This is a genomic window from Methylobacterium sp. EM32, from assembly GCF_040593685.1.
Lineage (GTDB): Bacteria > Pseudomonadota > Alphaproteobacteria > Rhizobiales > Beijerinckiaceae > Methylobacterium.
This window is the reverse complement of sequence record NZ_JBEXZS010000107.1, coordinates 12,653-36,395: the sequence shown is the minus strand read 5'-3', so window position 1 is coordinate 36,395 and position 23,743 is coordinate 12,653. Positions and strand designations below refer to the sequence as shown.

Annotated in this window: 20 protein-coding genes; 13 read left to right on the top strand and 7 right to left on the bottom strand. The window is 73.3% G+C overall.

Annotation, left to right across the window (positions count from 1 at the left end; all coding sequences use genetic code 11):
- From ABZT49_RS15355 to ABZT49_RS15345, 3 genes are all read left to right on the top strand, one after another.
- Window positions 1–590 (top strand): septum site-determining protein MinD (locus tag ABZT49_RS15355; RefSeq protein ID WP_355286891.1); only part of this gene is annotated, 590 nt, incomplete at its 5' end.
- Window positions 587–856 carry a cell division topological specificity factor MinE gene (minE, locus tag ABZT49_RS15350; RefSeq protein ID WP_109974063.1) on the top strand — a complete coding sequence of 90 codons (270 nt, stop codon included), beginning with the start codon at window positions 587–589 and terminating at the stop codon, window positions 854–856. The genes ABZT49_RS15355 and minE, both read left to right, overlap by 4 nt.
- Before the next feature lie 93 nt (window positions 857–949).
- On the top strand, window positions 950–1,525 hold the full coding sequence (locus tag ABZT49_RS15345; protein ID WP_355286890.1) for a hypothetical protein: 576 nt from the start codon (window positions 950–952) through the stop codon (window positions 1,523–1,525).
- 4 nt (window positions 1,526–1,529) lie between these two features.
- On the opposite strand, the gene ABZT49_RS15340 is transcribed toward ABZT49_RS15345, so the two are convergent.
- Entirely contained in the window at window positions 1,530–2,414 is an 885-nt protein-coding gene (locus tag ABZT49_RS15340) for an alpha/beta hydrolase (protein WP_355286889.1), read from the bottom strand.
- An 817-nt stretch (window positions 2,415–3,231) separates the two neighbouring features.
- Between ABZT49_RS15340 and ABZT49_RS15335 the strand changes: the two genes are divergently transcribed.
- Window positions 3,232–5,088, top strand: coding sequence for a tetratricopeptide repeat protein (locus ABZT49_RS15335; protein WP_355286888.1), 1,857 nt, complete (start codon window positions 3,232–3,234; stop codon window positions 5,086–5,088).
- A gap of 72 nt (window positions 5,089–5,160) precedes the next feature.
- Window positions 5,161–5,604: a DMT family transporter gene (locus tag ABZT49_RS15330; protein ID WP_355286887.1), complete on the top strand. Its 444-nt coding sequence runs from the start codon at window positions 5,161–5,163 to the stop codon at window positions 5,602–5,604.
- A 245-nt stretch (window positions 5,605–5,849) separates the two neighbouring features.
- Here the strand turns inward: ABZT49_RS15330 and ABZT49_RS15325 are convergent, their stop codons facing one another.
- The gene (locus ABZT49_RS15325) at window positions 5,850–6,113 is read right to left on the bottom strand and encodes a hypothetical protein (RefSeq protein WP_355286886.1); all 264 of its coding nucleotides are present in this window, start codon (window positions 6,111–6,113) and stop codon (window positions 5,850–5,852) included.
- Window positions 6,114–6,336: 223 nt separating this feature from the next.
- Here ABZT49_RS15325 and ABZT49_RS15320 point away from each other — a divergent pair, with 223 nt between their 5' ends.
- The 3 genes from ABZT49_RS15320 (at window position 6,337) to ABZT49_RS15310 (ending at window position 9,784) form a co-directional block, all read left to right on the top strand.
- Window positions 6,337–7,317, top strand: coding sequence for a Gfo/Idh/MocA family oxidoreductase (locus ABZT49_RS15320; protein ID WP_355286885.1), 981 nt, complete (start codon window positions 6,337–6,339; stop codon window positions 7,315–7,317).
- A gap of 413 nt (window positions 7,318–7,730) precedes the next feature.
- Window positions 7,731–8,948, top strand: coding sequence for a glycosyltransferase (locus ABZT49_RS15315; protein WP_355286884.1), 1,218 nt, complete (start codon window positions 7,731–7,733; stop codon window positions 8,946–8,948).
- A 5-nt stretch (window positions 8,949–8,953) separates the two neighbouring features.
- A complete protein-coding gene (locus ABZT49_RS15310; RefSeq protein ID WP_355286883.1) occupies window positions 8,954–9,784 on the top strand; it encodes a WecB/TagA/CpsF family glycosyltransferase in 831 nt (276 codons plus the stop codon).
- Here ABZT49_RS15310 and ABZT49_RS15305 read toward each other — a convergent pair.
- From ABZT49_RS15305 to ABZT49_RS15285, 5 genes are all read right to left on the bottom strand, one after another.
- A complete protein-coding gene (locus ABZT49_RS15305) occupies window positions 9,714–11,699 on the bottom strand; it encodes a right-handed parallel beta-helix repeat-containing protein (RefSeq protein ID WP_355286882.1) in 1,986 nt (661 codons plus the stop codon). The two genes, ABZT49_RS15310 and ABZT49_RS15305, sit on opposite strands and share 71 nt — an antisense overlap.
- A gap of 258 nt (window positions 11,700–11,957) precedes the next feature.
- Window positions 11,958–14,078, bottom strand: coding sequence for an exopolysaccharide transport family protein (locus ABZT49_RS15300; protein WP_355286881.1), 2,121 nt, complete (start codon window positions 14,076–14,078; stop codon window positions 11,958–11,960).
- Between the two features lie 200 nt (window positions 14,079–14,278).
- Entirely contained in the window at window positions 14,279–15,649 is a 1,371-nt protein-coding gene (locus tag ABZT49_RS15295; protein ID WP_355286880.1) for an O-antigen ligase family protein, read from the bottom strand.
- Window positions 15,643–16,941: a polysaccharide biosynthesis C-terminal domain-containing protein gene (locus ABZT49_RS15290; protein ID WP_355286879.1), complete on the bottom strand. Its 1,299-nt coding sequence runs from the start codon at window positions 16,939–16,941 to the stop codon at window positions 15,643–15,645. Before ABZT49_RS15290 ends, ABZT49_RS15295 begins: the two co-directional genes overlap by 7 nt.
- Window positions 16,938–17,945, bottom strand: a complete 1,008-nt coding sequence (locus ABZT49_RS15285) for a GNAT family N-acetyltransferase (RefSeq protein ID WP_355286878.1) — start codon at window positions 17,943–17,945, stop codon at window positions 16,938–16,940. Before ABZT49_RS15285 ends, ABZT49_RS15290 begins: the two co-directional genes overlap by 4 nt.
- 200 nt (window positions 17,946–18,145) lie before the next feature.
- Here ABZT49_RS15285 and ABZT49_RS15280 point away from each other — a divergent pair, with 200 nt between their 5' ends.
- The 5 genes from ABZT49_RS15280 to ABZT49_RS15260 all read left to right on the top strand — a co-directional run bounded on the left by ABZT49_RS15280 (window position 18,146) and on the right by ABZT49_RS15260 (window position 23,686).
- Window positions 18,146–18,940, top strand: a complete 795-nt coding sequence (locus ABZT49_RS15280) for a polysaccharide deacetylase family protein (RefSeq protein ID WP_355286877.1) — start codon at window positions 18,146–18,148, stop codon at window positions 18,938–18,940.
- On the top strand, window positions 18,927–20,030 hold the full coding sequence (locus ABZT49_RS15275; protein WP_355286876.1) for a glycosyltransferase family 4 protein: 1,104 nt from the start codon (window positions 18,927–18,929) through the stop codon (window positions 20,028–20,030). Before ABZT49_RS15280 ends, ABZT49_RS15275 begins: the two co-directional genes overlap by 14 nt.
- 495 nt (window positions 20,031–20,525) lie before the next feature.
- Window positions 20,526–20,798: a hypothetical protein gene (locus ABZT49_RS15270; protein ID WP_355286875.1), complete on the top strand. Its 273-nt coding sequence runs from the start codon at window positions 20,526–20,528 to the stop codon at window positions 20,796–20,798.
- 231 nt (window positions 20,799–21,029) lie between these two features.
- A complete protein-coding gene (locus ABZT49_RS15265) occupies window positions 21,030–22,307 on the top strand; it encodes an O-acetylhomoserine aminocarboxypropyltransferase (RefSeq protein ID WP_093569978.1) in 1,278 nt (425 codons plus the stop codon).
- A 203-nt stretch (window positions 22,308–22,510) separates the two neighbouring features.
- The gene (locus tag ABZT49_RS15260) at window positions 22,511–23,686 is read left to right on the top strand and encodes an HWE histidine kinase domain-containing protein (protein ID WP_355286874.1); all 1,176 of its coding nucleotides are present in this window, start codon (window positions 22,511–22,513) and stop codon (window positions 23,684–23,686) included.
- The last annotated feature ends 57 nt before the right edge of the window (window positions 23,687–23,743 follow it).

The following is a 23,743-nucleotide window of genomic DNA, read 5'->3' as shown; positions in this document are numbered from 1 at the left end:
GCGACAAGCGCCTCGACACCCTCTCGCTGCTGCCCGCCTCGCAGACCCGCGACAAGGACGCGCTCACCGACGAGGGCGTCGCCCGCGTCATCGGCGAGCTTCGTGAAAAGTTCGACTGGGTGATCTGCGACAGCCCGGCCGGCATCGAGCGCGGCGCGACGCTCGCCATGCGCCACGCCGACATCGCGGTCGTCGTCACCAATCCCGAGGTTTCCTCGGTGCGCGATTCGGACCGGATCATCGGGCTTCTGGATTCCAAGACCGAGCGGGCCGAGAAGGGCGAGCGGCTGGAGAAGCACCTGATCCTCACCCGCTACGACCCCAACCGGGCCGAGCGCGGCGAGATGCTGAAGATCGACGACGTGCTCGAGATTCTGTCGATCCCGCTGCTCGCCGTGATCCCGGAGAGCGAGGAGGTGCTCAAGGCCTCGAACCTCGGCAGCCCGGTGACGCTGAACGCGCCGCAGAGCGCCCCGGCCCGCGCCTATGCCGACGCGGTCCGGCGGCTCAAGGGCGAGACCGTGGCGATGACCGTCCCGACCGAGAAGCGCTCGCTCCTCGGCAAGCTGTTCACCCGGAGGGCGGCATGAACCTGCTGAGCTTCCTGTCGCGGCGCGGCACGGCGCCGGTGGCGCGCGAGCGGCTCCAGATCCTTCTCGCACACGAGCGCACCGCCTTCGGCCGCTCGGATCTGGTGGCGGTGCTGCGCGAGGAGATCCTGGCGGTGATCGCCAAGCACGTCGCCATCGACAAGGAGAAGGTGAAGGTGACGATGGAGCGGGGCGACGCCGTCTCGACCCTCGGCGTCGACATCGAGCTCCCGGACAACAAGGTCGCCCGGCTCGCCAGCGCGTGACCGCATCTTCCCGCGGTCGCCCCTTGTGCCAGGGCACGATATAGCCCGGGCAGGCGGCGGGATCCCCGCGCCTGCCCGGAAGAGGTCGAGGTCATGCCGGACGCGCCCACCATCTACGCCAACACCCTGATGGCGCTCAGCCTGCGCCGGCCGGGCATCCTTCAGGTGACCCTCGGCACCGCCGGCTTCAGCGGCGAGGACATCGAGGTCGCGCTGCGGCTCGCCGTGCCGGAGGACACCGCGGTCGAGCTGGTCGAGGCCCTGGTCGAGGGCCTGCAGGCCGCCGCCGAGGAGGACGAGGACGACGAGGTGCCGGAGCCCTATGAGGCCTCGGTCGGCGACGTCGCGACCGCGGGGCTCCTCGCCACCACGCTCGCCACCGCCATGGGCGACGCCCTCGACCTCCTGGCGACGCGCCCAGATTTCCTAGAGCGCCTGACCGAGATCGAGGAGCGCGCCGTGCTGACCACGCGCAACTCCGTCTCCGAGGGCGTCTCGGTCGACGACGAGGCCAAGGCAGTGCGCGACACCGTCGCGGTGCTCCAAAGCCTGTTCGCCCAGTGGCGCAAGGACCACGTGCCGCCGGCGCCCCCGGCCGACCCCGAGGCGCCCTCCCCCGACGCGCCGGCGCCCGACGCGCCGCCCGGGGACGGCGAGCCGAAGGCCTGAGCCCTCAGGCGAGGAAAGCGAGGAGCGCCGCGCTCACCTCCTCCGGGCGCTCCTCCTGCAGGGTGTGGCCGCAATCCAGCGCGCGGCCGCGCACGTCGCGCGCCTTCTCGCGCCAAGTCTCCAGCACGTCGTAGGTCCGCCCTACGGTCCCCCTCGCGCCCCACAGGGCGAGGAGCGGCGCCTCCACCCGCGCCTCGGCATCGGCGGCGTCGTGGGCGAGGTCGATCGTCGCGGCGGCGCGGTAATCCTCGCAGATCGCGTGGCGGGTCGCCGGGTCGCGATAGACCCGGAGGTACTCGGCGACGAGGTCCGGGCGCGGGCAGCCCGGGGTCTTCGACTGGCCCTCGAGATGAGTGCGCAGAAAGTATTCCGGGTCGGCGCCGATCAGCCGTTCCGGCAGCGGCGCCGGCTGGATCAGGAAGAACCACCAGAAATACGCAGTCGCGAAGGCCTTGTCGGTCCGCGCGTACATCGTGGCGGTGGGGGCGATGTCGAAGACCGCGAGGTGCGAGACGGCTTGGCGGTGGTCGAGGGCGAGCCGATGGGCGACGCGCCCGCCCCGGTCGTGGCCGACCACCGCGAAACGCTCGTGCCCGAGCGCCCGCATCACCGCCACCGCATCCGCCGCCATGGCGCGCTTGGCGTAGGCCCCGTGATCCTCGCCCCCGGGCGGCTTGTCCGAATCGCCGTAGCCGCGCAGGTCCATCGCCACGACGCGGAAGCGCGCGGCGAGGCGCGGCGCCACTGCGTGCCAGGTCGCATGGGTCTGCGGGTGGCCGTGCAGGAGCAGGACCGGCGGCCCCTCGCCGCCGACCGAGGCCCGGATGCGCACGCCTCCGGCATCGATGTCGTGAAGGGTGAAACCGGTGAGGAAGGGATCGGCTCGCATCGTGCGCGGCTCCTGATCGAGGGCGATTCGTGGCGGCCTGGTCTTCTTCCCGGAACCTATTTCGATTTGGCCACCCGTATTCATACCCTCCGGGTCATTCCGGGGCCGCGCAGCGGAGCCCGGAATCCAGAACCGCGGATGGTTCAGGATCAAGCGGACAGCGTCCCACCCTCTTCTGTTCCACCTGAGTTTCTGGATTCCGGGCTCCGCTACGCGGCCCCGGAATGACCCGGAGGGTGTCAACTCCGTGGGAGGCATGCAAACAGACTCGCTGGAAGCGTCCTGCCGGTGCCGACGAAGCAGAGCCGGCAGCGCGACTCCCGACGCGTCCTTATCTCTAAGGGGTAGGCAACCGGGTACCGTCCACCCCCGCCCGTCGAGGCTCCGGCGCGCGTCGCGGAGATCCGCCCCGTCATCACGCCAGTCCGCGCAATGTTACCGGGACGCAATATTCCCGAATTCCGACCATGATACCGGCACAGTCAAGCTGATGCCTCGCACGAGACCTGAAACAGGTCCGGGATCGAGGCATAGGCCGATCAGAACCGCATCGCCGATGCTGTCCGAGACGGTCCGGAACCCGGAAGCACCGGGATGTCCGGGCAAGACCGATTCGGGGAAGAAGATGGAGGTCGTTTTCGATGATCGTCGGAATGATTGATATTTTCTTGCGAGGCGGGTCGTCTTGCCGGTCGTCTTGCCTGTCATCGTCCCGGAGGTCGTCCGGCCAATCGGAGCGGTCGTCGGGCAGAGCCGTCACGGACGGGGCGTCATGAACGAGCGCGCGCACAGGTCCGTGGCACACAGGTCCGTGGCAATGGAGTGGCCGGTTCCGGAGCGCCGGTCCGCCGCGATCTTCGCGGCCGACATCGCCGGCTATTCCAAGGCGATGCATGCCGACGAGGCCGGCGCCATGCGGGCCCTCCAGGCCACCCGGCGGATCGTCGACCGCCTGATCTCGGCGCGCAGCGGCCGGATCGCCAACACCGCCGGGGACAGCGTGCTCGCGGAGTTCGCCTCCGTGACGGATGCGGTCGCCTGCGCGGCGGCGATCCAGCGGGCGCTGGCCACGGCCGAGGGCGATGCCGGGCGGTTCCGCCTGCGCATCGGCATCCATCTCGGCGACGTCATGGTGCACGAGGGCGACCTGTTCGGCGACGGCGTCAACATCGCGGCGCGCCTCCAGGCGGCGGCCGAGCCTGGTGCGCTGCGGCTGTCGGACGCCGCCTACCGGCAGGTCTGCGACAGGCCGGACCTCCTGCCTGGCCTCCGCTTCGTCGATCTCGGCATGCAGCGGCTCAAGAATATCGCCCGGCCGGTCCGGGTCTACGCCGTGCCGTCGCCGGAGGCGCGCGCGCCGCGGATGGCCCGGGCCGTTCGGGGCGCGCTCGGCGCCGTCACCGCCATGGTCCTCGCGGGCCTCGCCCTCGCCTGGCCGCATTCGGCCGTCGAGCGCAGGGAGGACGCGCAGCCGGCGCGGCCGCGGCTGTCGCTCGTCGTCCTGCCGCTCGCCAACCAGAGCGGCGATGCGGAGCAGGATTACCTCGCCGAGCAGCTCGCCGAGGACCTCTCCGCCGACCTCGCCCGCGCGCCCGGCACCTTCGTCATCGCCCACGGTACGGCCCAGTCCTACCGGGGGCGCCCGGTCGAGCCCCGCGCCATCGGCCGGGAGCTCGGCGTGCGCTACGTGGTGCAGGGCAGCCTGCGCCAGAGCGCCGAGCAGGTCCGCTTCGCCGTGCAGCTCACCGATGTCGAGACCGGCGCCGCCCTCTGGGCTGAGCGCTACGACGGGGCCCGGGCCGACCTCGCCGCCGCGCAGGACACCCTCGTCGCGCAGGTCGGCCGGGCGCTCGGCATCCGCCTGCTGGAAGCCGAGACGCAAAGCCGCGCCGGCCACCCGGCGGATGCGGTCGACCTCGTCATGCGCGGCCAGGCCCTGCTCAACCGGCCCTTCGCCCGGGAGAACCACGCCGGCGCCCGGCCGCTGTTCGCGCGCGCGCTCGCCCTCGACCCGGGCAACGTCCACGCCCGGCTCGGCCTCGCCGAGGTGCTGGTCGACGGGGTGCTGAACGGCTGGACGAGCGAGCGGCAGGCCGACCTCGACACCGCCGAGCAGGCCGTCACCTCCGTGCTCCAGGGCGATCCGACCCATCCCTTCGCGCATTACCTGCGCGGCGAGACCCTGCGCGCCCGGGCCCGCTACGACGAGGCGCTCGCCGCCTTCGACCGGGTGCTCACGCTCAACCCGAGCTTCGCCCGGGCGCACGCCTACCGGGGCCTGATCCACATCTTCCTCGGCCGGGCGGAGGAGACGGAGGCCGACATCGCGGCCGCGATCCGCCTGAGCCCGAAGGATCCGCTGCTCGGCGCCTGGCTGGCGCGGGACGGGCTGGCGAAGCTCCATCTCGGCCGGGACGAGGCGGCGATCGCACCGCTGCAGCGCGCCGCGGCGGTGAACCCGCTCTTCGATTTCCCCCACCTCTACCTCGCCTGCGCCTTCGCCCGGCTCGGCCGGGACGCGGAGGCGCGGGCGGCCCTCGCCCGGTTCCTGGAGCTCCGGCCCGGCTACACCGTCGCCCGCTACCGCAGCCTGACCTCCACCGACCCGACCTTCCTCGCCCAGCGCGAGGGGATCTACGACGGCCTGCGTCGCGCCGGCCTGCCGGAGCGGTGACGGGGATCGCCGGCTGTGAGACTTGAGCGTGCCCGGATGTGTTGACGAGGTTCCCACGGAGCCTCGTCAGCCATGCCAGCCCTCATCGCCCTGATCGCCATCCTCGCCGGCGCGCTCAACACCGTCCAGGCGGGGGCGAACGCGACGCTCAACAAGGCCCTCGGCCAGCCGGTGCTGGTCGCCCTCACGGTCTCGCTCGCCAATGCGGTGGTCTACCTCGCCGCCGCGCCGTTCATCGGGCTCGGCTGGCCCGGGGCGTCGCGGATCGCCCAGGCGCCGTGGTGGGCCTGGCTCGGCGGCGCGATGGGCGGCGCCTACGTGCTGGCGATGACGGTCTTCGCCGGCCGGCTCGGGGCCGCCACCTTCGCGGGCTTCACGGTCACCGCCGGCCTCGTCACCTCGGTGCTGCTCGACCATTTCGGCTGGGTCGGCTTCGCGCAGCACCCGGCCGGGTTCGCGCGCATCCTCGGCTGCGGGCTGATGATCGCCGGGGTCGCGCTGATCGCGTTGAATTGAGCCTCGGCGCCGTTTGATTGGTGGGTAGATTTCGCCCCACCCACGACCTCATCCTGAGGTGCGAACGAAGTGAGCCTCGAAGGAGGCCTCCAGAGATCTCAGCGGGATCTGGAGGCCTCCTTCGAGGTCAGTCGATTTACAATCGACTAACACCTCAGGATGAGGTCATGGGTGGGAGAAAAAGTGTCTCTTGGTGCTGGCTGTTCAAGTCAAATAGGTTCTGATGAAGCCAACGAAGCAGGATTTCAGCGCCAGCCGCGCGACTCGTCGGCGCGGCGCAGGTCGCGCGCGTCGCGGCCCGGGACCGGGGGCGTCTGCGCGGTGAAGGCCGGCGCGCGGCTCGAACCCGGATCGACGGTGTTGATGTCGGCGAGCAGCACCGTCGCCGCGGAGGCGCCGAGCCCGGTGACGACGAAGCCGTAGATTACGGCGCGCGGCGCGCCGAAATGCCGGACGATCAGCGCGACCGCGGTCGCGACGGCGAGGAAGCCGACGGCACTGTGCCACATGTGAACGATCTCTCCCGGAGCGGGACACTCTTCCCCGCGCACAGGAGGAGGGTGCGAGCGGCGTGCCGACAGGGCGGCGTGGTTAACGCGACGCGATCGATCCGGGCAAGATCCGGGAGGTTAACCGCGCCGTGAGCGCTCCCGGCGCGTCGCGGCCGGCCTGCGTTCCCCCGGCGCCTGTTCGGCCTTATGACGGGCGCCTTCCGCTCTCCAGGGATCCCCGATGCCCCAGCCCACCCAACCCCTCGCCCTCGGCATCATCGGCGCCGGCATCATGGGCGAGCGCATGCTCGACGCCATCGCGGGGCAGGACGAGGCCCCCGTCCGCGTCGCGGCCCTGTGGGATCCGGATCCGGCGGCGCGTGCGCGCATCGCCGCGCGCTTCCCCTCCCTGCCGGTGGCGGCGGATGCCGCCGCGGTCGTGGCGGCGGGCGCGTGCGTCTACATCGCCTCCCCGCCCGCCTCGCATCTCGGCCACGCCCGGGCGGCTTTGGCCCAAGGCCGGAGCGTGTTCTGCGAGAAGCCGCTGGCCGTCGACCTCGCCGAGGCCCGCGCCTTCGTGGCGGCGGCCGGTCCCCGCGGGGCGGTGAACTTCCCGTTCGCCTCCTCCCTCGGGGTCGCCACCCTGGCGCGGTGGATCGCCGAGGGCGCGGTCGGCACGCCGCGGCGCCTCACCATCGAGGTCGCCTTCGCGCGCTGGCCGCGGGGCTGGCAGGCCGACGCCGCGGGCTGGCTCGACGCGCCGCAGGAGGGCGGCTTCACCCGCGAGGTGGTGTCGCACTTCCTGTTCCTCAGCCGCCGCCTGCTCGGGCCCCTGGACGGGCTGCGGGCGCAGGCCCGGTTTCCGGAAGCCGGCCGGTCGGAGCGGGCGGTCGATGCCACGTTCCGGGCCGGCGCCGTGCCGGTGGTGTTGCGCGGCCGGGTCGGCGAGACGGCGCTCGACGACCACAACACCTGGACGCTGGAGGGCGAGGCCGGCACCATCCGCCTGCGCGACTGGGCGATCGCCGAGCGGCAGGGACCGGACGGCCGCTTCGCGCCCGCCCCCGACGCGATCCCGAACGAGCGCGCTCGCCCGATCGCCCTGCGGCGCCAGCTCGAGGGCGTGGTGCGGATGACCCGCGGCGAGCCCCACGCCCTCGCCACCCTGGCGGAGGCGCTGGAGGTGCAGGAGGTCGTCGAGGCCATCCTCGCCGGCCGCTGAGGCGCCGGACATCGCGTCACACCCCGGCGATCGTCCGGACGGACGGTCCCGGTCCCCTCTCCCGGGCCGGGAGCCCGCCCGGCCGTGCGCGAGGGCGGGTAGGTCGCTGTGATCGCAGCACAATCCCATTCGCTAGTCTATTTTTTGCGCATTTCCAGAACAATTTCCCATCTCGGTCCGGGATCGGCACCATGACTGGCGCCGAGGTGCCGTGACCCTGCGGGATCGGTAGTCATCCGCAGTCGAACTTCTTCCGCGGAACGCGTTATGTCCTCGAACATCCGGGTGCGTCGCCCCGAATCTCTTCGTCGGTGCGAAGGGCGGGGCGCCGGGGCGGTGCGGAGGAGCGGGTCGGGAGAGATGGGGATCAGGATGGGACGACACGGACGGCACGGCCCGCGCGGGCGCCGGCGATGAGCGCCGGCAACAGGCCCCTGCGGATCCTCGTCGCCCATAACCGCTACCAGGTCCGCGGCGGCGAGGATGCGGCGGTGGCCCGCGATCTCGCGGCCCTCGAACGGGCGGGCTGCGCGGTCGAGGCGGTCTTCCTCGACAACGAGGCGATCGCCTCCGGTGCCGCCCGGCTACGGGCGGCGGTCGCGGCGACGCACGCGCCCGAGGGCATCGCCCGGGTGATGGCGGTCCTGCGCCGCTTCGCGCCGGACGTGGTCCACGTCCACAACTTCTTCCCGCTGCTCTCGCCGGGCATCCACGCCGCGGCGCGGGCGGCTGGCTGCGCCACGGTGCAGACGCTGCATAATTACCGCCTGATCTGCGCCAACGCCTTCCTGATGCGCGACGGCGCGCCGTGCGAGCTCTGCGTCACCGGCTCGCCCTACTGGGCGGTGCGGTTCGCCTGCTACCGCGGCTCGCGGACCGGCACGCTCGCGGTCGCCCGGATGATCGACCATCACCGCCGGGCCGGGACCTGGCTGCGGGACGTCGACCGGTTCGTGGCGCTCACCCCCTTCGCCCGCGGCCGCTTCGCCGCGGCGGGCTTGCCCGACGACAAGATCCGTATCCGCCCGAACGGCCTGCCCGATCCGGGACCGCCCGCGGAAGGGCCCCGGCAGGGCCTGCTCTTCGTCGGCCGGCTCAGCCCCGAGAAGGGCGTGTCCGTCCTCGCCGAGGCCGCCGTCCGGGCGGGCTTGCAGGTCACGGCGATCGGCGAGGGTCCGCTCGCGGGGGCGCTCGCGGGGCATCCGGGTCTCGACCTCAGGGGCGCCCTGCCGCCGGAGGCGGTCCAGGCCGCGATGGCGCGGGCCGCCGCGATCGTCGTCCCGTCGCTCTGGTACGAGGGCCTGCCGATGGTGGTGGCGGAGGCCTTCGCGGCCGGCACCCCGGTCGTCGCCTCGCGCATCGGGGCGCTGGCGGGCCTGATCACTGACGGCGCGACGGGGCTCCTCGCCGCGCCGGGCGACGCCGCCGACCTCGCGCATGCCCTCGCGCGCATCGCGGGCGACCCCGCTTCGGCCGCCGCCATGGGGCGGGAGGCCCGCGCCGTCTACGAGCGCGAGTGGCGCGAGGACGTTACCACCCGCGCCCTCCTCGACATCTACCGGGACGCTGTCGCTGCGCGCGCGGCAGATTTGCGCCTTTCCGACGCTCTCCTTTCCAGAACGGGAACCTGACCAAAGTGGCACACGATCCCCTCGTCCCGTCCTTCATGATCGGCGGCGTTCCGGTCTCGGCCACCGACATGGTTGGGCTCGCCGAGGCGGTCCGGCGCCGGCTGGCCGCCGGGCCGGGCCAGCCCGGCACCTTCGTGGTGTTCCGCGACGCCCACGGCGTGGTGCGGGCGCAGAAGGACGCCGCCTTGCGCGCCGCCCACCACGACGCGCTGCTCGTCGTCGCCGACGGCCGCCCCCTGAGCTGGATCGGCCGCTGGCGCGGCCTGACCGCGATGCAGCAGGTGCCGGGGATCGAGGCGGTCGAGGCCCTGTGCCGGGCCGGCGCGGATCAGGGCTGGCGCCACTACTTCCTCGGCGGGGACGAGGGCGTCGCCGACCTGCTCGCCACGACGATGCGCGCCCGGGTGCCCGGCCTGCAGGTCGCCGGCGTCGAGACGCCGCCCTTCCGCCCCCTCGATGCCGCCGAGACCGAGGCGATGCGCGCGCGCATCCGCGCCTCCGGCGCGCAGATCGTCTGGGTCGGCCTCGGCACGCCCAAGCAGGAATTGTTCATGGCGGCCCATGCCCCGCACCTGCCGGGCACGATCGCCATGGGGGTCGGCGCCGCCTTCGACGTCGCGACGGGGCGCATCCCGCGGGCGCCGCGGAGGCTCCAGGTCGCCGGGCTCGAATGGGCCTACCGCCTCGCCCGCGAGCCGCGGCGCCTGTGGCGGCGCTACCTCGACACGATCCCGCGCTTTCTCCTGATCGCGGCGCGGGACTCCCTCAGCGCCCGAAAGGCGCCCCGGCCGTCGACGACCGGCGCATCCGGGCGGACGGGATCGTCGGCAGCCTGAGCCCGGTCCCCTCCGTGAGCCCGGCGAAATCCGCCGGGTCGCTCGAGCTCCGTGCCAGATTCTCCCAATCGGCGCGGGCCTTCGCCGGGCCGCGGTTGCGGGCGAGACTCTGTTCGGCAGCCTCGCCCCCGTCGGTGAAGCGGGGCGGGTCGCTCGAGGCCAGGAGGTTGTCGGTGATGACGTTGCCGGTCGCGACCGCCGGGCGATCGTAGAGCAGGCCGGGGAGCTGGGGATAGCGCGCCCGCCAGACGGGCGAGTCCACCGGCATCGCCGCGTAGGCGGCGCGCAGTTCCGATTGCGGGTCTCTCACCGCGTCCCTGGCCCAGGTCTGCCCGCGGGAATCGACGTGGACCGCCGGGCTCGACGCGATGAAGACGTTGCCCTCGACAGTATTGTCGCGCCCCCCGCCGAGGAAGACCGGCTGGTCGACCCGCAGGAACAGGTTGCCGGTGACGGAAAAGCCGCTCGCCATGTCGTCGAGGTAGACGCCCTTCACCTCGGTGTCGGGACCGCTCCGGATGTCGTGCAGGAAATTGCCGGCGATCACGCTGCCCCGGGCGGTCCAGTCGCGCCCGGAATAGATCGCGCCGGTATCGGTCGCCCCGGCGAGCAGGTTCGCGATCTCGTTGCCCGTCACCCGGTGGTCGTTGCCGCGGAGGTGGACCGCGTAGGCCGACGAATCGTGGATGAAATTGCCGGCCACCTCGGCGCCGACGCCGTCGAGGGCGACGGCCGGGTGCTGCGTCGGCTCGCGGCGGGCATAGCCCGTGAGGCGGCTGTCGCGCAGGAACAGGCCGCCGGGGGTGAGCGTGCGGCGGTCGCCCCCCGACAGGATCACCGCCTCGGCGCCGGTCCCGGCGAGGTCGCAGCGCAGGAGCCCGCTCTCGGCGGCGCCCGTGAACACCGCGCCGCGCCCGCCGGCGAGGGAGAGCAGGCTGTCGGCGATGGTCACGTCGCGTCCGCCCCGCACGTTGACCAAGTCGCCGCGGGCCATGCCGAGGCGCAGGAACTCGATCCGCAGGTGCGACGCGCCCTCGACCGACAAAAGCGTCTCGGCGACCGACACCTCGACCGCCTCCCCGCCCCGCGGCCAAGCGAGCAGGGTCCCGCTCCGGCGGTCGCGCCACCAGGTCCCCGGCCGGTCGAGGCCGGCCAGCAGATGGACCAGGCGGATCGGCGCGCCGGCGCGGATGCCCTCGTAGGGCGTGCGGTCGAGGGTGAGGCGGGTGCCGTTCCCCTGCCGCGCCGTCCGCACCACCGGCAGCGCCTCGAACAGCCAGCCCCAGCGCCAGTACCCCTCGGCCCACAGGTCGGGTTCGTCTCGCAGGGTGTTCGGCGGCAGGTCCGCCAGGGTGAAGGCCGGTCCGTCGCCGTCCTCGGCCTTCGCGAACCCCTCCGCCGGCCAGCGCGCCGGATGCATCGCGCCCGCATCGTCGAAGACCTCGAAGGCGGGGGGCGAGGGCGGACCGTTGAGGACGATCGGCGCCTGGATCCGCGCCGCCTGCCGCAGGGCGGCGGGCAGCCTGTAGGCCCGCACCTTGCCCCGCGCCGCCGCCGGCAGGCGGGCGGCCAGGGCCGGATCGAGCGGGACCGGCGCGAGGCGCAGGGAGCCGACGAGGCGCGCCGATCCGTCGGCGGGGCCGCGGATCACCAGCGGCACCCCGGCGCTGCCGCCATCCTGCGCCTCGAGCCGCACGGCTTCGGCGAGGCGGTGCGTGCCGGGTGCGAGCGCGATCGCAATCGCCGAGCGGGGGTCGCGGGCGCGCTGGCGGCGCGCCTCGGCCACAGCCTCGGCGAGCGTGGCGGTGCCGCCGGGCCGGGGCCGGGTACCCTCGGCCGCGACCGGGATCTCGACCGGGGTCGCGACGGCCGGTGACGCGGCGAGGAGGGCTGCGAGGAGGAGCAAGGTCCGCATGATAGGGTCTCTCGCGGCCGGTCGGGTTCGGCCTGATGTGCCGCGGATCGCGAGAGGAGGCGGCCCGTCCCCTTGTGGCGAGACTGGCCAGGGAATCTTTCGCGACGATCGTGGTTGGGGGTTTCTCTCTCCTTGCGGGTGCCGGGCTGTTCAGGGAAAGAGGAGGCGCGGATTTTCCCCCTCCCCCCTCTGCGGGGGAGGGAAAACCCGCGCCTCTTCTTCCTCCCGAACCACCCGCCCGAGGGGGCGAGCGCCCGCCTATTCCCGCAGGTCCGCATCCGTCACGACCACCCGCGGCCGGCGGTTGGCGCCGATTGCCTTGAGCGCCCGGTCGACCGCCGCGAGGCGGCCGCGGCGGGCGCTGACGGCGAGGAGCAGCACCGGGATGCGCTCCTCGGCGATCAGGCGCTCGGTCACCACGTCGCCGCCGACGAGGCCGAGATCGACGACGACGAGGTCGGCGTCGCTACGCAGGAGCGCCTCGGCGAGGGGCCCGGCGAGGTCCCGCGGCAGGTCGGACGGGCGCGGCAGCACCCGGAGGCCCGAGGGCAGGGTCACGAGGGCGTCGCCCAGGGGGGCGCGGGCGCGCAACAGGCCGGCGAGGTCCCGGGGCGCCGCGGCGCCGAGGTCGCGGGTGAGCAGCCCCTTCGGATCGGCATCGACCAGGACCACCCGCTCGCGGTCGGCCACAGCCGAGAGGGCGAGCGAGCGGGCGAGCAGCGACTTGCCGGCCCGGTCGTCGCCCGCGGTGACGAGGACGACGAGGGGCTTCGCGCCCGGCTCGGCGGCTGCGAGGCGGTGGCGCAGGCGCGCCAGCGCCACCTCGTAGGGGCCGTCACCCCGGGCACTGCCGAAATCGGCCCGCAGGGCGGCGGGCCTCACGGCCGCGCGGGGCGCCCGCGGCAGGGCGTCGAGGCCGGTGCGGCCGAGATGGCCCTCGAGGCGCCGGCGCGAGCGGACGCGGCCGGCGAGCAATTCGAGCCCGAGACCCCCGACGAGGCCGAGGCCGAGCCCGGCGACGAGGGCGGCGACGAACACCACCGGCGTCGGTGGGCCGATGCGCTTCTCCGGCGGCGAGGCCGGCGAGATGATCCGCGAGGCCGAGGTGTCGAGGCGCTGCTGCTCCTGCAGCTCCCGGGCCCGGACCAGGAAGGCCTCGTAGACCGCCCGGCTCGCCTCGACCTGGCGCTCCAGCTCGCGCAGCTGCACGAAGTCGTCGCCGACCTTCAGGGCTTCGGCCTTGCGCCGCTCCAGGGTCGTGGTGAGGACGCGGGCGCTCGCCTGGGCGGCCTCGAAGTCGTTGCGGCTCGCCGCGGCGATGCGGCGGATCTCGGCCTCGATCGCCGCGCGCAGGGCCTTCTCCTGCACCACGGCCGCCATGTAGCTCGGATGGCGCTTGCCCAAGGTCTCCTCGGCGTCGGCGCGCAGGCGCTCGACGCCGGCGAGCTGCCCGCGCAGGGCCGAGATGGTCGGGTTCTGCACGATCTCGTTGACCGCCTCGGAGCGCCCGCCGGCGAGCACCGCCTCGACCTGGCGCAGTCGGGCGCCGGCCTCGAGGGCCTTGGCCCGGGCGGCGCCGAGCTGCTCGCTGAGCTGGGTCAGCTGCTGCTCGCTCACCAGCTGCGTGCGGGTGCCGACGAGGCCGCGCTTCGTCCGGAATCCTTGCGCCTTGTCCTCGGCCTGGCGCAGGGCCTCGCGCAGCTCGGCGAGCCGCCCTTCGATCGCCTCGCCGGCCCGGCGGGTGGTGTCGGAGCGGGTCGCCGCGTCGCGGGCCAGATAGGTCTCGGCGATGCCGCGGGCGAGCCGCGCCGCCTTCTCGCGGTCCTCGGAGGTGACGCCGAGCTCCAGCACGAAGCTGCGCTCCAGGCGCCGGGCGCCGACCCGGTCGCGCAGGATCCGGAGCGCCGTCAGCCGGGGCTCGGCCGGGGGCTCGGTCCGGCCGGTGAACCGCGCGACGAAGCCCTTGATCGCGCCGATGAGGGTCTCGCGGCCCTGGAACTCGGGATCGCGGGTGAGGTCGAACCGGTCGACCGCGCGGCCGAGCACGTCGTCGGAGGTGAGCACCCGGAGCTGGCTGTCGACGAGGAGGAGGCTCGCGTCGCTCGCCTGGTCCGGCGGTGTCAGCCCGTCCTTGACCACCTGCAGTCCGCGCGGATCGATCAGGATCTGCGTCGAGGCGGCGTATTGCGGCGGATTCAGGTGCGTCCAGGCGGCGGCCAGCGCGAGGCACAAGGCCACGGGCAGGAGCACCGTGAGCCAGCGCAGGCGCACGGTGCGCAGGATCTCCCGCGGGTCGAGGAACCAGGGCTCCCGCCCCTCCTCCCCCCGCGGGGCCGCGCCGATGAGCAGCCCGTTTCGGACATTCTCGACCATGGTCATGATGCGCCCAAGGCTCCCCTGGAGCATTTTTTCGACGGCGCGGATCCCGGTCCGTCGAGGAAAATGCGGCAAAATCGGAGGCTTGGGGCCTCGTTCGACGGCAAGGCGATCGAACGAGGCCCCAAGCCTCCCGCTGTGGGTCGGATCTGTTCCGCTCCGGGACGATCGGGGCGGCGTGCAGTCCGTGTGGGGTCCCCGCTTCAAGCGGCGGGCCAGACCCGGTCCGTCTCGCGCAGGGACACCAGGGCGGGCCCGGCGATCTCCGGCGCCTCGGCCTCGCGCCGCGCCGCCCGGGCACAGGCCAGCACCGCGACGTAGGCGAGCACGTTGACGTTCCAGTCCTGGAACAACCCCGGGGTGGTCATCCCGTTGAGGGCGAGCATCAGGATTAGGCAGGCGACGAGGCGGCGGGTGCCGCGATCGGCGCGGGCGGCGAAGCGGACCGGCTCGACGAGCGTCAGGACCGCGAAGCACAGGCCGATGATCCCGGTGCCGGCCCAGGCGCTCAGGAACATGTTGTGCGAGCTCGTGATGAACACCGCGTCGCGGCCGAGCTCGTCGGCGAGGCCCGTGGTCGGGATCAGGAGCTGCACGAAGCGGTCGGCGGCCGAGAAGCCGGAGCCGAGCAGGTGGTCCTGCGTCGCCGCGATGAAGGTCGGCCAGAACTGGCCCCGTCCCGTGGCGTTGGCGAGCTCGATCTTGGGCTTCTGGAGGATGACCGAGAGGAGGTCGAGGAGCGCCGGAAAGCTCGACAGGCCGACCATCAGGAACAGGAATAGCACCAGCGAGACCAGCGCCAGGACGATGCCGGCGACGCGCAGGCCCGGCCGGCGCGAGGCGATCATCAGCCCCGGCCCGACGGCGATCAGCGCCCCCGTCGAGGCGGCCGATCCCGCGATGACGAAGCCCGCCACCGCCAGCACCAGGTAGCGGCCGCGCCGCTTGTTCGGCGGCCCGAACACCACCGCGAAGCCGAGAAGCGCGCAGACGAGCGGCATCATGTTGTTCTTGGCCGAGGAGAACACGATGCCCGAGGCCAGGCTCTGCAGGATCTCCGGCGTCACCGCGACGAGCCAGGCCAGCGTCACGATGGCGAGGATGTCGGCGAGCCGCCGCCGGATGTCGGGCCGGTCGAAGATCAGGATGCAGGCGAGCGTGAACACCGCCAGCTCCGCGGTGCGGTAGAGCGTGTAGGTCGGCACGATCGACCAGGCGGCGCTGACCCCGTTCATGCCGATCATCAGGGTGAACGGAAGGTAGGGCATCGCGAAGGGCAGGAGCAGGACGCGCCGGTCGGCGGCGACCTTCACCACCAGATAGAAGGCGGTCAGCCCGGTGAGCACGATGGTGACGACGTTCGAGGCGGTCAGCCCCTGCTCCAGCACGGCGTTGCCGTCCTCCCGCGGCACCGTGAAGACGAGCGGCATGAAGGCGAACACCACCAGCAGCGCGAGCGGCCAGAACAGGGGGGCGCCGCCGGAGGGCGGGTGCGTCTCAAGGCGGCGGCGCAGGACCGGGTAGGCGACCGTGAACCAGGTCGCGGCCCCGACGGCGATGAGGGCGTTCAGCATCGCGGGCTCTCCGCCGGTGTGGTCGGGGCTTTCGGGACCGGGGCGCGGCCGAGGGCCGCCAGGAGGGCGAGGAGCGAGGCGCCGTGGGCGAGCGCCACCACGGCGGCGGCGCCGGTGGCGCCGTAGCGGGTCAAGAGCGGCTGGATCAGCACAAGCGACACCGCGAAGCTGACCGCGAAGGCGCGGAAGATCACGTCGGTGCGCCGCCGCGCCCGGAAGATCTGCGCCGCCATGTCCCGCAGGAAGATGAACACGACGCCGAGCGCCAGCCAGCGCAGGGCCGGCGCGTAGGGCGCGTAGGTCTCGCCGAAGACGAGGCCGAGCCACAGCTCCGCCGGCCCGGCGACGAGGGCGAGCAGGCACCCGACCGGGATTCCGAGGCGGCGGGTGACGCCGAGGAGGTAGGCCCGCAAAGCCGCCTCGCCGCCGGTGTCGTAGGCCCGGCCGGCGCCGGTCGGCACCACGTTCTCGGTCGCGGCGAGCGTCAGCAGCACGAGGCCGACGAGGTACTGCGCCGCCCGCAGGCCGCCCAAGGCCTCGTCGCCGAGGACGCCGCCGGCGAGGATCCAGACCAGCTGCTCCTGCCCGAAGGTGACGAGCACGACCGGCAGCAGCCAGCGCGCCATCTGCCAGTGGCGCCGGGTGGCGGTAGCGAGGCGTCGGCGCCCGGGAGCGGCGGCCCGGGCGACGAGCGTCGGCAGGGTCGTCAGGAAGGCCGTCAGCGCCAGCAATTCGACGAGCCGCGCCGCGTCGAGGGGGATGCCGGCCGCCCAGAGCCCCGCGACCGCGAGCGGGAACGACGCCGCCCGGGCGAGGTCCATGGCGAGGGCCTTCGCCCCCCCGCCATAGGCGAAGAGCAGGCGGCGGGCCGTCAGCTGGAGGTTCTGCGCCAGGGTGAGCGCGCCGGCGGCGGTGACGAGGCCGACCGGAACCGCCTCGCCGCGGACGGCGAAGTAGAGGGCGAGCGCGCCTACGACCCCGAGGGCGAGGCCCGCCGCCAGCACCAGGGCGCCGGCGCCGACGGCCGCGGCGTAGCGGGCCGGATCGCGCACGGAGCCGGCGAGCGTCATCAGCGGCGCGGTGACGAGCGCGTTGTGCAGCCCCTGCGCGAAGCCCGCCACGATGAGCACGAGGGCGAAGCGCCCGAACCCCTCCATGTCGATCAGGCGCGCCGCCGCGATGCCGGCGAGGAAGCCGAAGCCGCTCACCGCCCCCTGGTCGAGGAGCGAGAGCAGGGCCGGTCCGCCGAGACGTCGGGAGAGCCGGGCCGGCAGGGCGGAAAGGATCCTCACCGGGCGAGCACCGCCCCGGCCGCCGCGGTGACGAGGCGGTTGCGGCCGTAGAGCCAGAGCGGCCCGCTCGACGCGACGTTGCGGGTGAGCCCGCGCTTGAAGTCGTAGACGCCGCGGTTGTGCGCCGGATCGATGCCGCCGAAATCGAACACCCGGCAGCCCTCCTCCGCGCCGCGGCGGATGAAGCTCCACACCGCCAGGTAGGCGGCGGCGTTCGCCTTCGCCCGCTCGGTCGAGGCGGTGAAGAAATCGGTGAAGCGGTCGCGGCTCACATGCGCGATGCGCACCAGGCACAGCTCGTCGCCCTCCCGCACCTCGAGCATGACGTGGCGCGGGTCGTTCGCCGCGAGGTCGCGATAGGCGGCGGGATCGAAGTCGTTCGAGAAGCCCTTGCGGGTCTTCAGCGCCGCGTACATCGCCGCGAAGGCGTCGAAGGCCTTCAGCCGCTCGGCGGGCTCGTCGAGGAAGCGGACGCTGAGCGCCGCGTTGCGCTCGGCCTTGCGCAAGGCCTTGCGCCAGCGCTGCTCCATCTCGGCCTGCAGCGCGTCGAGGCCGCGGGTGAGGTCGACCTCCAGGGTGTGCCGGCTCGCCGTCGCGACCGGCCGGAATCCTGTCGCCAGCAGGCCGAGCACCGCGCCCGGGCTCTCGGCCCGGTTGAAATCGACCACCACGAGGTCCAGCGGCCCGAGGGCGAGATGCGCCAGCAGGGCGCGCACCACCGCCTCGCCGTGGCGCTCGCCCTTCTCGGTGAGGAGCGGCCCGCCCTGGAGGTAGAATTGCCGGGCCGGGCCCCGCCGCCGCCGCTGCACCTGCGCCAGGCCCAGGAGGTCGCCGGCCTCGTCGAGGATGCTCAGCCGCTCGACGCCCGCGCCGCGGCGCGTCTTGTAGATCCCCCAGCCGGCGGCGGAGAAGATGGTGCCGCGCGGCTGCGCCCATACCGCCGCGTCCCAGTTTGGCGCGTCGGTCACGGGTTGCACCCGCAATCCCGTCTCAGGGTTCGTCATGGTCTTGGGAGTTCCGTGCCAGGATGCGACATCGCTCGCCGCCGATGCTCCGGTGACGCAAGCGGCGCACCGCGACCGCGCGGGTCGGGCACGGCCGATCGGGTCGAGTTGGTTTTCTCGTCTACGTGGTTTTCTTGGCTTGTTCCCGCGCCGGACCGGTCTCACCTACGGCGCATGGCCCTGTCATGACGACGAGCGGGATGCTGCACTCCTTCAAGACCCTCGCCCGCGACAATCCGGCGGTCCGGGCCCTGCTGCTGCGCGGGCTGTCCCGCCTGCGCCGGCTCGCCCACGCGCCGCCGGGCCTCTACACCCTGTGCTACCACCACGTGCCGGCGCATCACCGCGCGGGGTTCGCGGCGCAGATCGCCCATCTCCGGCGCCACGGCCGCTTCGTCGGGGCCGACGAGGCGGTGGGGCTGATCGCCTCCGGCGCGATCGGGACCGGGCGGCACTTCCTCGTCACCTTCGACGACGGCTACGCCGACACGGTCGAGGTCGCGCTGCCGGTCCTGCGCGCGGCCGGGGTGCCGGCGATCCTGTTCCTCGTCGCCGACTGGCTCGACGCACCGCCCGCGGACCCGCCCGGTCCCTATGCCGGCCGGGCCCTGGTGGCCGAGTGGCTCGAAGCCGGCATGGAGATCGGCTCGCACGGCACGAGCCACGCCCGCATCGCGACCCTGGACGAGGCCGGCGCCGAGCAGGAGATCGCGGCCTCGCGCCGCGCGCTGGAGGCGGCGACGGGTCGGCCGATCCGGCACTTCGCCTGCCCCTGGGGCGTCGCGGAGCACGATTACCGGCCGGGCCGCGACCCGGCCCTGGCGCTCGCCAGCGGCTACGCCACCTTCTTCACCACCCGCCGCGGCGTCGCCGCCCGTGCCGACGATCTCCCGACAATGCCGCGCCACGTCCTCGAACCGGAATGGCCCGTGCACGAACTCGACGCCCTGATGGGCGCGCGCCCTGCCCGGGGAGCCCGCCTTGCGCGACCCTGACCGCCCGGTCGTGGTGGTGACGGGGGCGCTCGCCCCCTACACCCAGGTACTCTACCGGGCGCTGGCCGCCGCCCTCGACCGCCCGCTCACCGTGCTCGCCTGCGCCGCCAGGGAGCCCGCCCGCCAGTGGGAGCTGGCGGCGGCGGACGGCTACGGCTTCGCGGTGCTGCCGGGCCTGCGCTGGCACCGCGACGCGGTGCGCAACCTCTACGTCAATCCGGGCGTCGTCCCCCGCCTCGCGCGGTTACGGCCGGCGGCGGTGATCCTCAACGACTTCTCGCCCACCATGGCGATGGCGGCGCTGGCGGCGCGCTCCTTACGCATCCCCTACGCGATCCGCACCGACGGCGTGCCGGAGACCGATCCCGGCGCCCGCTCGCCGGCGCACCGCCTGTTGCGCCGGGCGATCGTGCCCGGCGCCGCCTTCGGCCTCGGGCCGAGCGAGGGCAGCCGGGCGCTGCTCGCCGGCTACGGGCTGGCGCCCGAGAGCGTGTTTCGCGCGCCGCTCTTCCCGGCCTGGAATCCGGTGCCGCCCCTGCCCGATCCGGAGGAGCGGCCCTACGACGTCCTGTTCTGCGGCATCCTCAACGAGGAGGTGAAGGGCGCGCGCTTCTTCACCGACGTGATGCGCGCCTGCGCCGCCGCCGGGCGCCCCTTGCGGGTGCGGGTGGCGGGCGACGGCCCGCTCAAGGCCGAGATGGCGGCGCGCCTCGCCGAGGCCGGGATCCCGGCCCGGTTCGACGGCTATCTCGCGCAAGGCGCGCTCGCCGAGGCCCACGCCTCGGCCCGGCTGCTGCTCTTCCCGAGCCGCGGCGATGTCTGGGGCATCGTGGTCAACGAGGCGTTGCAGAGCGGGGCCTCGGTCCTCGCCTCGCCCCATTCGGGTGCCGCCCGCGAACTCCTGGAGGCGCGGGGCTGCGGCACGGTGCGGCCGATGGAGGTCGCGGACTGGGCGCGCACGACGCTCGCCCTCCTCGACGACCCGGACCGGCGGGCGCGCCTGCGGCAGGCGGCCGAGCGGGCGATGCCGGATTTCTCGCTCGATCGCGCGGTCGCGGCGTATCGAGAGGGGCTGGCGTCGATGGTGTGAGGCGGCGGCATCTCCCGTCCAGGCGAATGAATTTCGGCGCCCGTTCGATTGGCCTCCTGAGATTTTACACCCTCCGGGTCATCCCGGGGCCGCGTAGCGGAACCCGGGATCCATAACCACTGACAATTCAGAATGAGGCGGAGGCCGTCCCGCTTCGTCCTGGCGCGTCAGCGGTTATGGATCCCGGGTTCTCGACTGCGTCGAGCCCCGGGATGACGTCGAGAGATGTTGGTGTGGGCATTGAACCAACCAGCGAAAGTGCGCAAACAGGCTTTGGGCGTGCCTCCGGCACTGTCGCGGTCCGGCCGTGATCTGGAGGGCCTTGATACCGACGCGAGATGCGGGCCGCCTCTCGCACGGTGCCGCACAAATCGCGGTCTCCCCATCGCCGGTCCCCCCGATGTGCGAACCGGATCCTCCACCCAAGCTGAGCGTTGAGACGAACCAGGCGCCCGGCCCTTCCTGCGGCGCCTCCGGCAGAGGACACCGCGCCCCATGAAACTCTCCCTGATGGCCGCCCTCGCCCTCTCCACCCTGGCGCTCGCCGGCGCCGCCGAGGCGCAGGGCATTCCCGGCGGCATCGACCGCGGCGCCCGCGAGGGCAACCGGGTCGGCGGGCCGATCGGCGGTGTCGTCGGCGGCGCGGTGGGCGGGGCCGTGGGCGGCGTCAACGGCGTGCTCGGCATCGATCCGGGCCGGCGCGCCTATCGCACCGGCCTGCCCGGGCGGCGCCATCATCATTACCGCCGGCACCGGCATTACCGCTGAGGTCACTGCGGCGCGGGCGAGTGTTCATCGCCCGCGCGTCCTCATGGATCGGGAGATCGATCTTGCCGATCCGATCCCTCTTGTAGACGTTGCTTCTCCGCACCGGATCACGGTCGTTCCGGAGCCGCGAACCCGCGGGCTCTACTGTGCGAATCGACGGACATCCCCGCTTGACCACCGTTGCCCACGGGTCCTAAGCACGTCGGCCAAAGACCGACGCCCGAGGACGCCATGACCGACCGCCAGCCCGGCTTCAACACCCTCGCGATCCATGCCGGCGCGGCGCCGGACGCCGCCACCGGCGCGCGGGCCACGCCGATCTACCAGACCACCTCGTTCGTGTTCGACGACGTCGACCACGCCGCCTCGCTGTTCGGGCTGCAGGCCTTCGGCAACATCTACAGCCGCATCACCAACCCGACCAACGCGGTGCTGGAGGAGCGCATCGCCGCGCTCGAGGGCGGCACCGCCGCCGTCGCGGTGGCCTCGGGCCACGCCGCCGAGTTCCTGGTGATGCACGCCCTGATGCAGCCAGGCGACGAGTTCATCGCGGCGAACAAGCTGTACGGCGGCTCGATCAACCAGTTCAATCACTCCTACAAGAACTTCGGCTGGAACGTCGTCTGGGCCGATACCGACGACCCGGCCTCGTTCGAGGCGGCGATCACCCCGCGCACCAAGGCGATCTTCATCGAGTCGATCGCCAATCCGGGCGGCGTCATCACCGACATCGCGGCGATCGCCGCGGTCGCCAAGCGCCACAACATCCCGCTCGTCGTCGACAACACCATGGCGACGCCCTACCTGATCCGCCCGTTCGAGCACGGCGCCGACATCGTGGTCCACTCGGCCACCAAGTTCCTCGGCGGCCACGGCAACTCGATCGGCGGGCTCATCGTCGACGGCGGCTCGTTCACCTGGGCCGGCGACGCGCGCTACCCGATGCTGTCGCAGCCGCGGCCGGAATATGCCGGCATGGTGCTCTCCGAGACGTTCGGGAATTTCGGCTTCGCCATCGCCGTGCGGGTGCTCGGCCTGCGCGACCTCGGGCCGGCGCTCTCGCCGTTCAACGCCTTCCTGATCATCAACGGCATCGAGACCCTGCCGCTGCGCATGCAGCGCCACTCCGACAACGCCAAGACCGTGGCCGAGCACCTGAGCCGCCACCCGGCGGTGGCCTGGGTGAGCTATCCGGGCCTCGAGACCGATCGCTATCACCAGTTGCACAAGCGCTACTGCCCGCACGGCGCCGGCGCAGTCTTCACCTTCGGCCTCAAGGGCGGCTACGAGGCCGGCGTCGCCCTGGTGTCGAACCTGAAGCTGTTCTCGCACCTCGCCAATATCGGCGACACCCGCTCGCTGGTGATCCACCCGGCCTCGACCACCCACCGCCAGCTCACCGACGAGCAGAAGACCCGGGCCGGCGCCGGCCCGGAGGTGGTGCGCCTCTCCATCGGCATCGAGGACCCGCGCGACCTGATCGCCGACCTCGATCAGGCCCTGTCCTAAGGACGGCGACGCCGGCCGGCCGCGACGATCCGCGCGGCCGGCCGGCCTTCCGTTGTGGCAGAGACGATTGGGAAAAATTCCCGCAAGCATTGCAGCCAAGCCTGCTCCCGTGATCTACTGGCCTCGTCCAGTTTCGGCGCCGGGTGAGCCGATCCGCGCCGGGCGGGACGCATGCCGCCCGGGCGGGTCTGGAGGCTGGTGCGATGGTCGCCCACGACGCCGACGCCGAACGCGCCTCCTGCGACGAGACCGCGCGCCAGCGCGCAATCCGCGAGGAGACGGCCCGGCTGCGCGCCCTGCTGCGCGACGCCCACGGCACCCCCGGCCGGCCGGCGGGCGGTGAGCCCCCCGCCGCCGCCGAATGGGAGGCGCGCCTCGCCACCGCCGAGGAATTGAATGCGCGGCTGCGGGCGAGCGAGGCCTTCACCGCCCGGCTCCTGGCGGCGAGCCGCGACAGCATCCAGGTCCTCGCCCTCGACGGCACGGTGCAGTGGCTGAGCGAGGGCGGCCGCCTCGCCGCCGGCCATCCCGACGAGGCGGTGATCGGCAGCACCTGGGCGGCGTCCTGGCCGGAGCCCGGCGACCGCACCGCCGCCGAGGTGGCGCTCGCCGCCGCGCGGGCCGGGCGCACCGGCCGGTTCCGCGCGCCCTCCGGCGGCCAGGACCCGCGCTGGTGGGACGTGGTGGTCTCCCCGATCCAGGGGCCCGACGGCAACCCTGAGCGCCTGCTGGCGGTCGCCCGCGACGTGACCGAGGCGCACCGCGCCGAGGAGCAGCAGGCGCTGCTGATGCAGGAGATGGCGCACCGGGTGAAGAACACCCTGGCCCTGGTCCAGGCGGTCGCCGCCCAGACCCTGCGCAGCGCCCCGACCCTCGATGCGGCGATGGAGGCGTTCAACGGCCGCCTGATGGCTTTGTCCGACGCGCACGACGTGCTGATCCGCGGCGCCTGGGCGGAGGCCGACCTCGCGGCGGTGGTGGAGGGCGCGATGGCGCCACATATCGATGCGGTGGCCGGCCGCTTCGCCGCCGCCGGGCCGAGCGTCAGCCTCGGTCCCCGCTCGGTCCTGACCCTGTCCCTGATGCTGCACGAGCTCGCCACCAACGCGGCGAAGTACGGCGCCCTGTCGAGCCCAGCGGGCCGCGTCGCCGTCACCTGGGAACTCGCCGGGAGCGCCGGGGCCGTCTTGCGCCTGTGCTGGCGGGAGAGCGGCGGCCCGCCCGTCGCGCCGCCGGTCCGGGGCGGGTTCGGTTCGCGGCTGATCGAGCGCAGCCTGGTGCACAGCTTCGGCGGCCGGGTCAGCCTGCGCTTTCCCCCGGAGGGCGCGGTGATGGAGCTCGAAGCGCCGCTCGCGGCGATGCAGGACGGGACGGCGTAGCCGTCACCGGGACGGCGTCGCCGTTACGAGGGAGGGATGGCGTGGGACTTGCTCGGG

Coding starts and splice junctions, on each gene's coding strand:
- ABZT49_RS15270 (WP_355286875.1), top strand. CDS start 20,526: ATGAAACTCTCCCTGATGGCCGCCCTCGCCCTCTCCACCCTGGCGCTC.
- ABZT49_RS15325 (WP_355286886.1), bottom strand. CDS start 6,113: ATGTGGCACAGTGCCGTCGGCTTCCTCGCCGTCGCGACCGCGGTCGCG.
- ABZT49_RS15295 (WP_355286880.1), bottom strand. CDS start 15,649: ATGCTGAACGCCCTCATCGCCGTCGGGGCCGCGACCTGGTTCACGGTC.
- ABZT49_RS15320 (WP_355286885.1), top strand. CDS start 6,337: ATGCCCCAGCCCACCCAACCCCTCGCCCTCGGCATCATCGGCGCCGGC.
- ABZT49_RS15280 (WP_355286877.1), top strand. CDS start 18,146: ATGCTGCACTCCTTCAAGACCCTCGCCCGCGACAATCCGGCGGTCCGG.
- ABZT49_RS15300 (WP_355286881.1), bottom strand. CDS start 14,078: ATGACCATGGTCGAGAATGTCCGAAACGGGCTGCTCATCGGCGCGGCC.
- ABZT49_RS15305 (WP_355286882.1), bottom strand. CDS start 11,699: ATGCGGACCTTGCTCCTCCTCGCAGCCCTCCTCGCCGCGTCACCGGCC.
- ABZT49_RS15260 (WP_355286874.1), top strand. CDS start 22,511: ATGGTCGCCCACGACGCCGACGCCGAACGCGCCTCCTGCGACGAGACC.
- minE (WP_109974063.1), top strand. CDS start 587: ATGAACCTGCTGAGCTTCCTGTCGCGGCGCGGCACGGCGCCGGTGGCG.
- ABZT49_RS15285 (WP_355286878.1), bottom strand. CDS start 17,945: ATGACGAACCCTGAGACGGGATTGCGGGTGCAACCCGTGACCGACGCG.
- ABZT49_RS15335 (WP_355286888.1), top strand. CDS start 3,232: ATGGAGTGGCCGGTTCCGGAGCGCCGGTCCGCCGCGATCTTCGCGGCC.
- ABZT49_RS15345 (WP_355286890.1), top strand. CDS start 950: ATGCCGGACGCGCCCACCATCTACGCCAACACCCTGATGGCGCTCAGC.
- ABZT49_RS15330 (WP_355286887.1), top strand. CDS start 5,161: ATGCCAGCCCTCATCGCCCTGATCGCCATCCTCGCCGGCGCGCTCAAC.
- ABZT49_RS15340 (WP_355286889.1), bottom strand. CDS start 2,414: ATGCGAGCCGATCCCTTCCTCACCGGTTTCACCCTTCACGACATCGAT.
- ABZT49_RS15315 (WP_355286884.1), top strand. CDS start 7,731: ATGAGCGCCGGCAACAGGCCCCTGCGGATCCTCGTCGCCCATAACCGC.
- ABZT49_RS15265 (WP_093569978.1), top strand. CDS start 21,030: ATGACCGACCGCCAGCCCGGCTTCAACACCCTCGCGATCCATGCCGGC.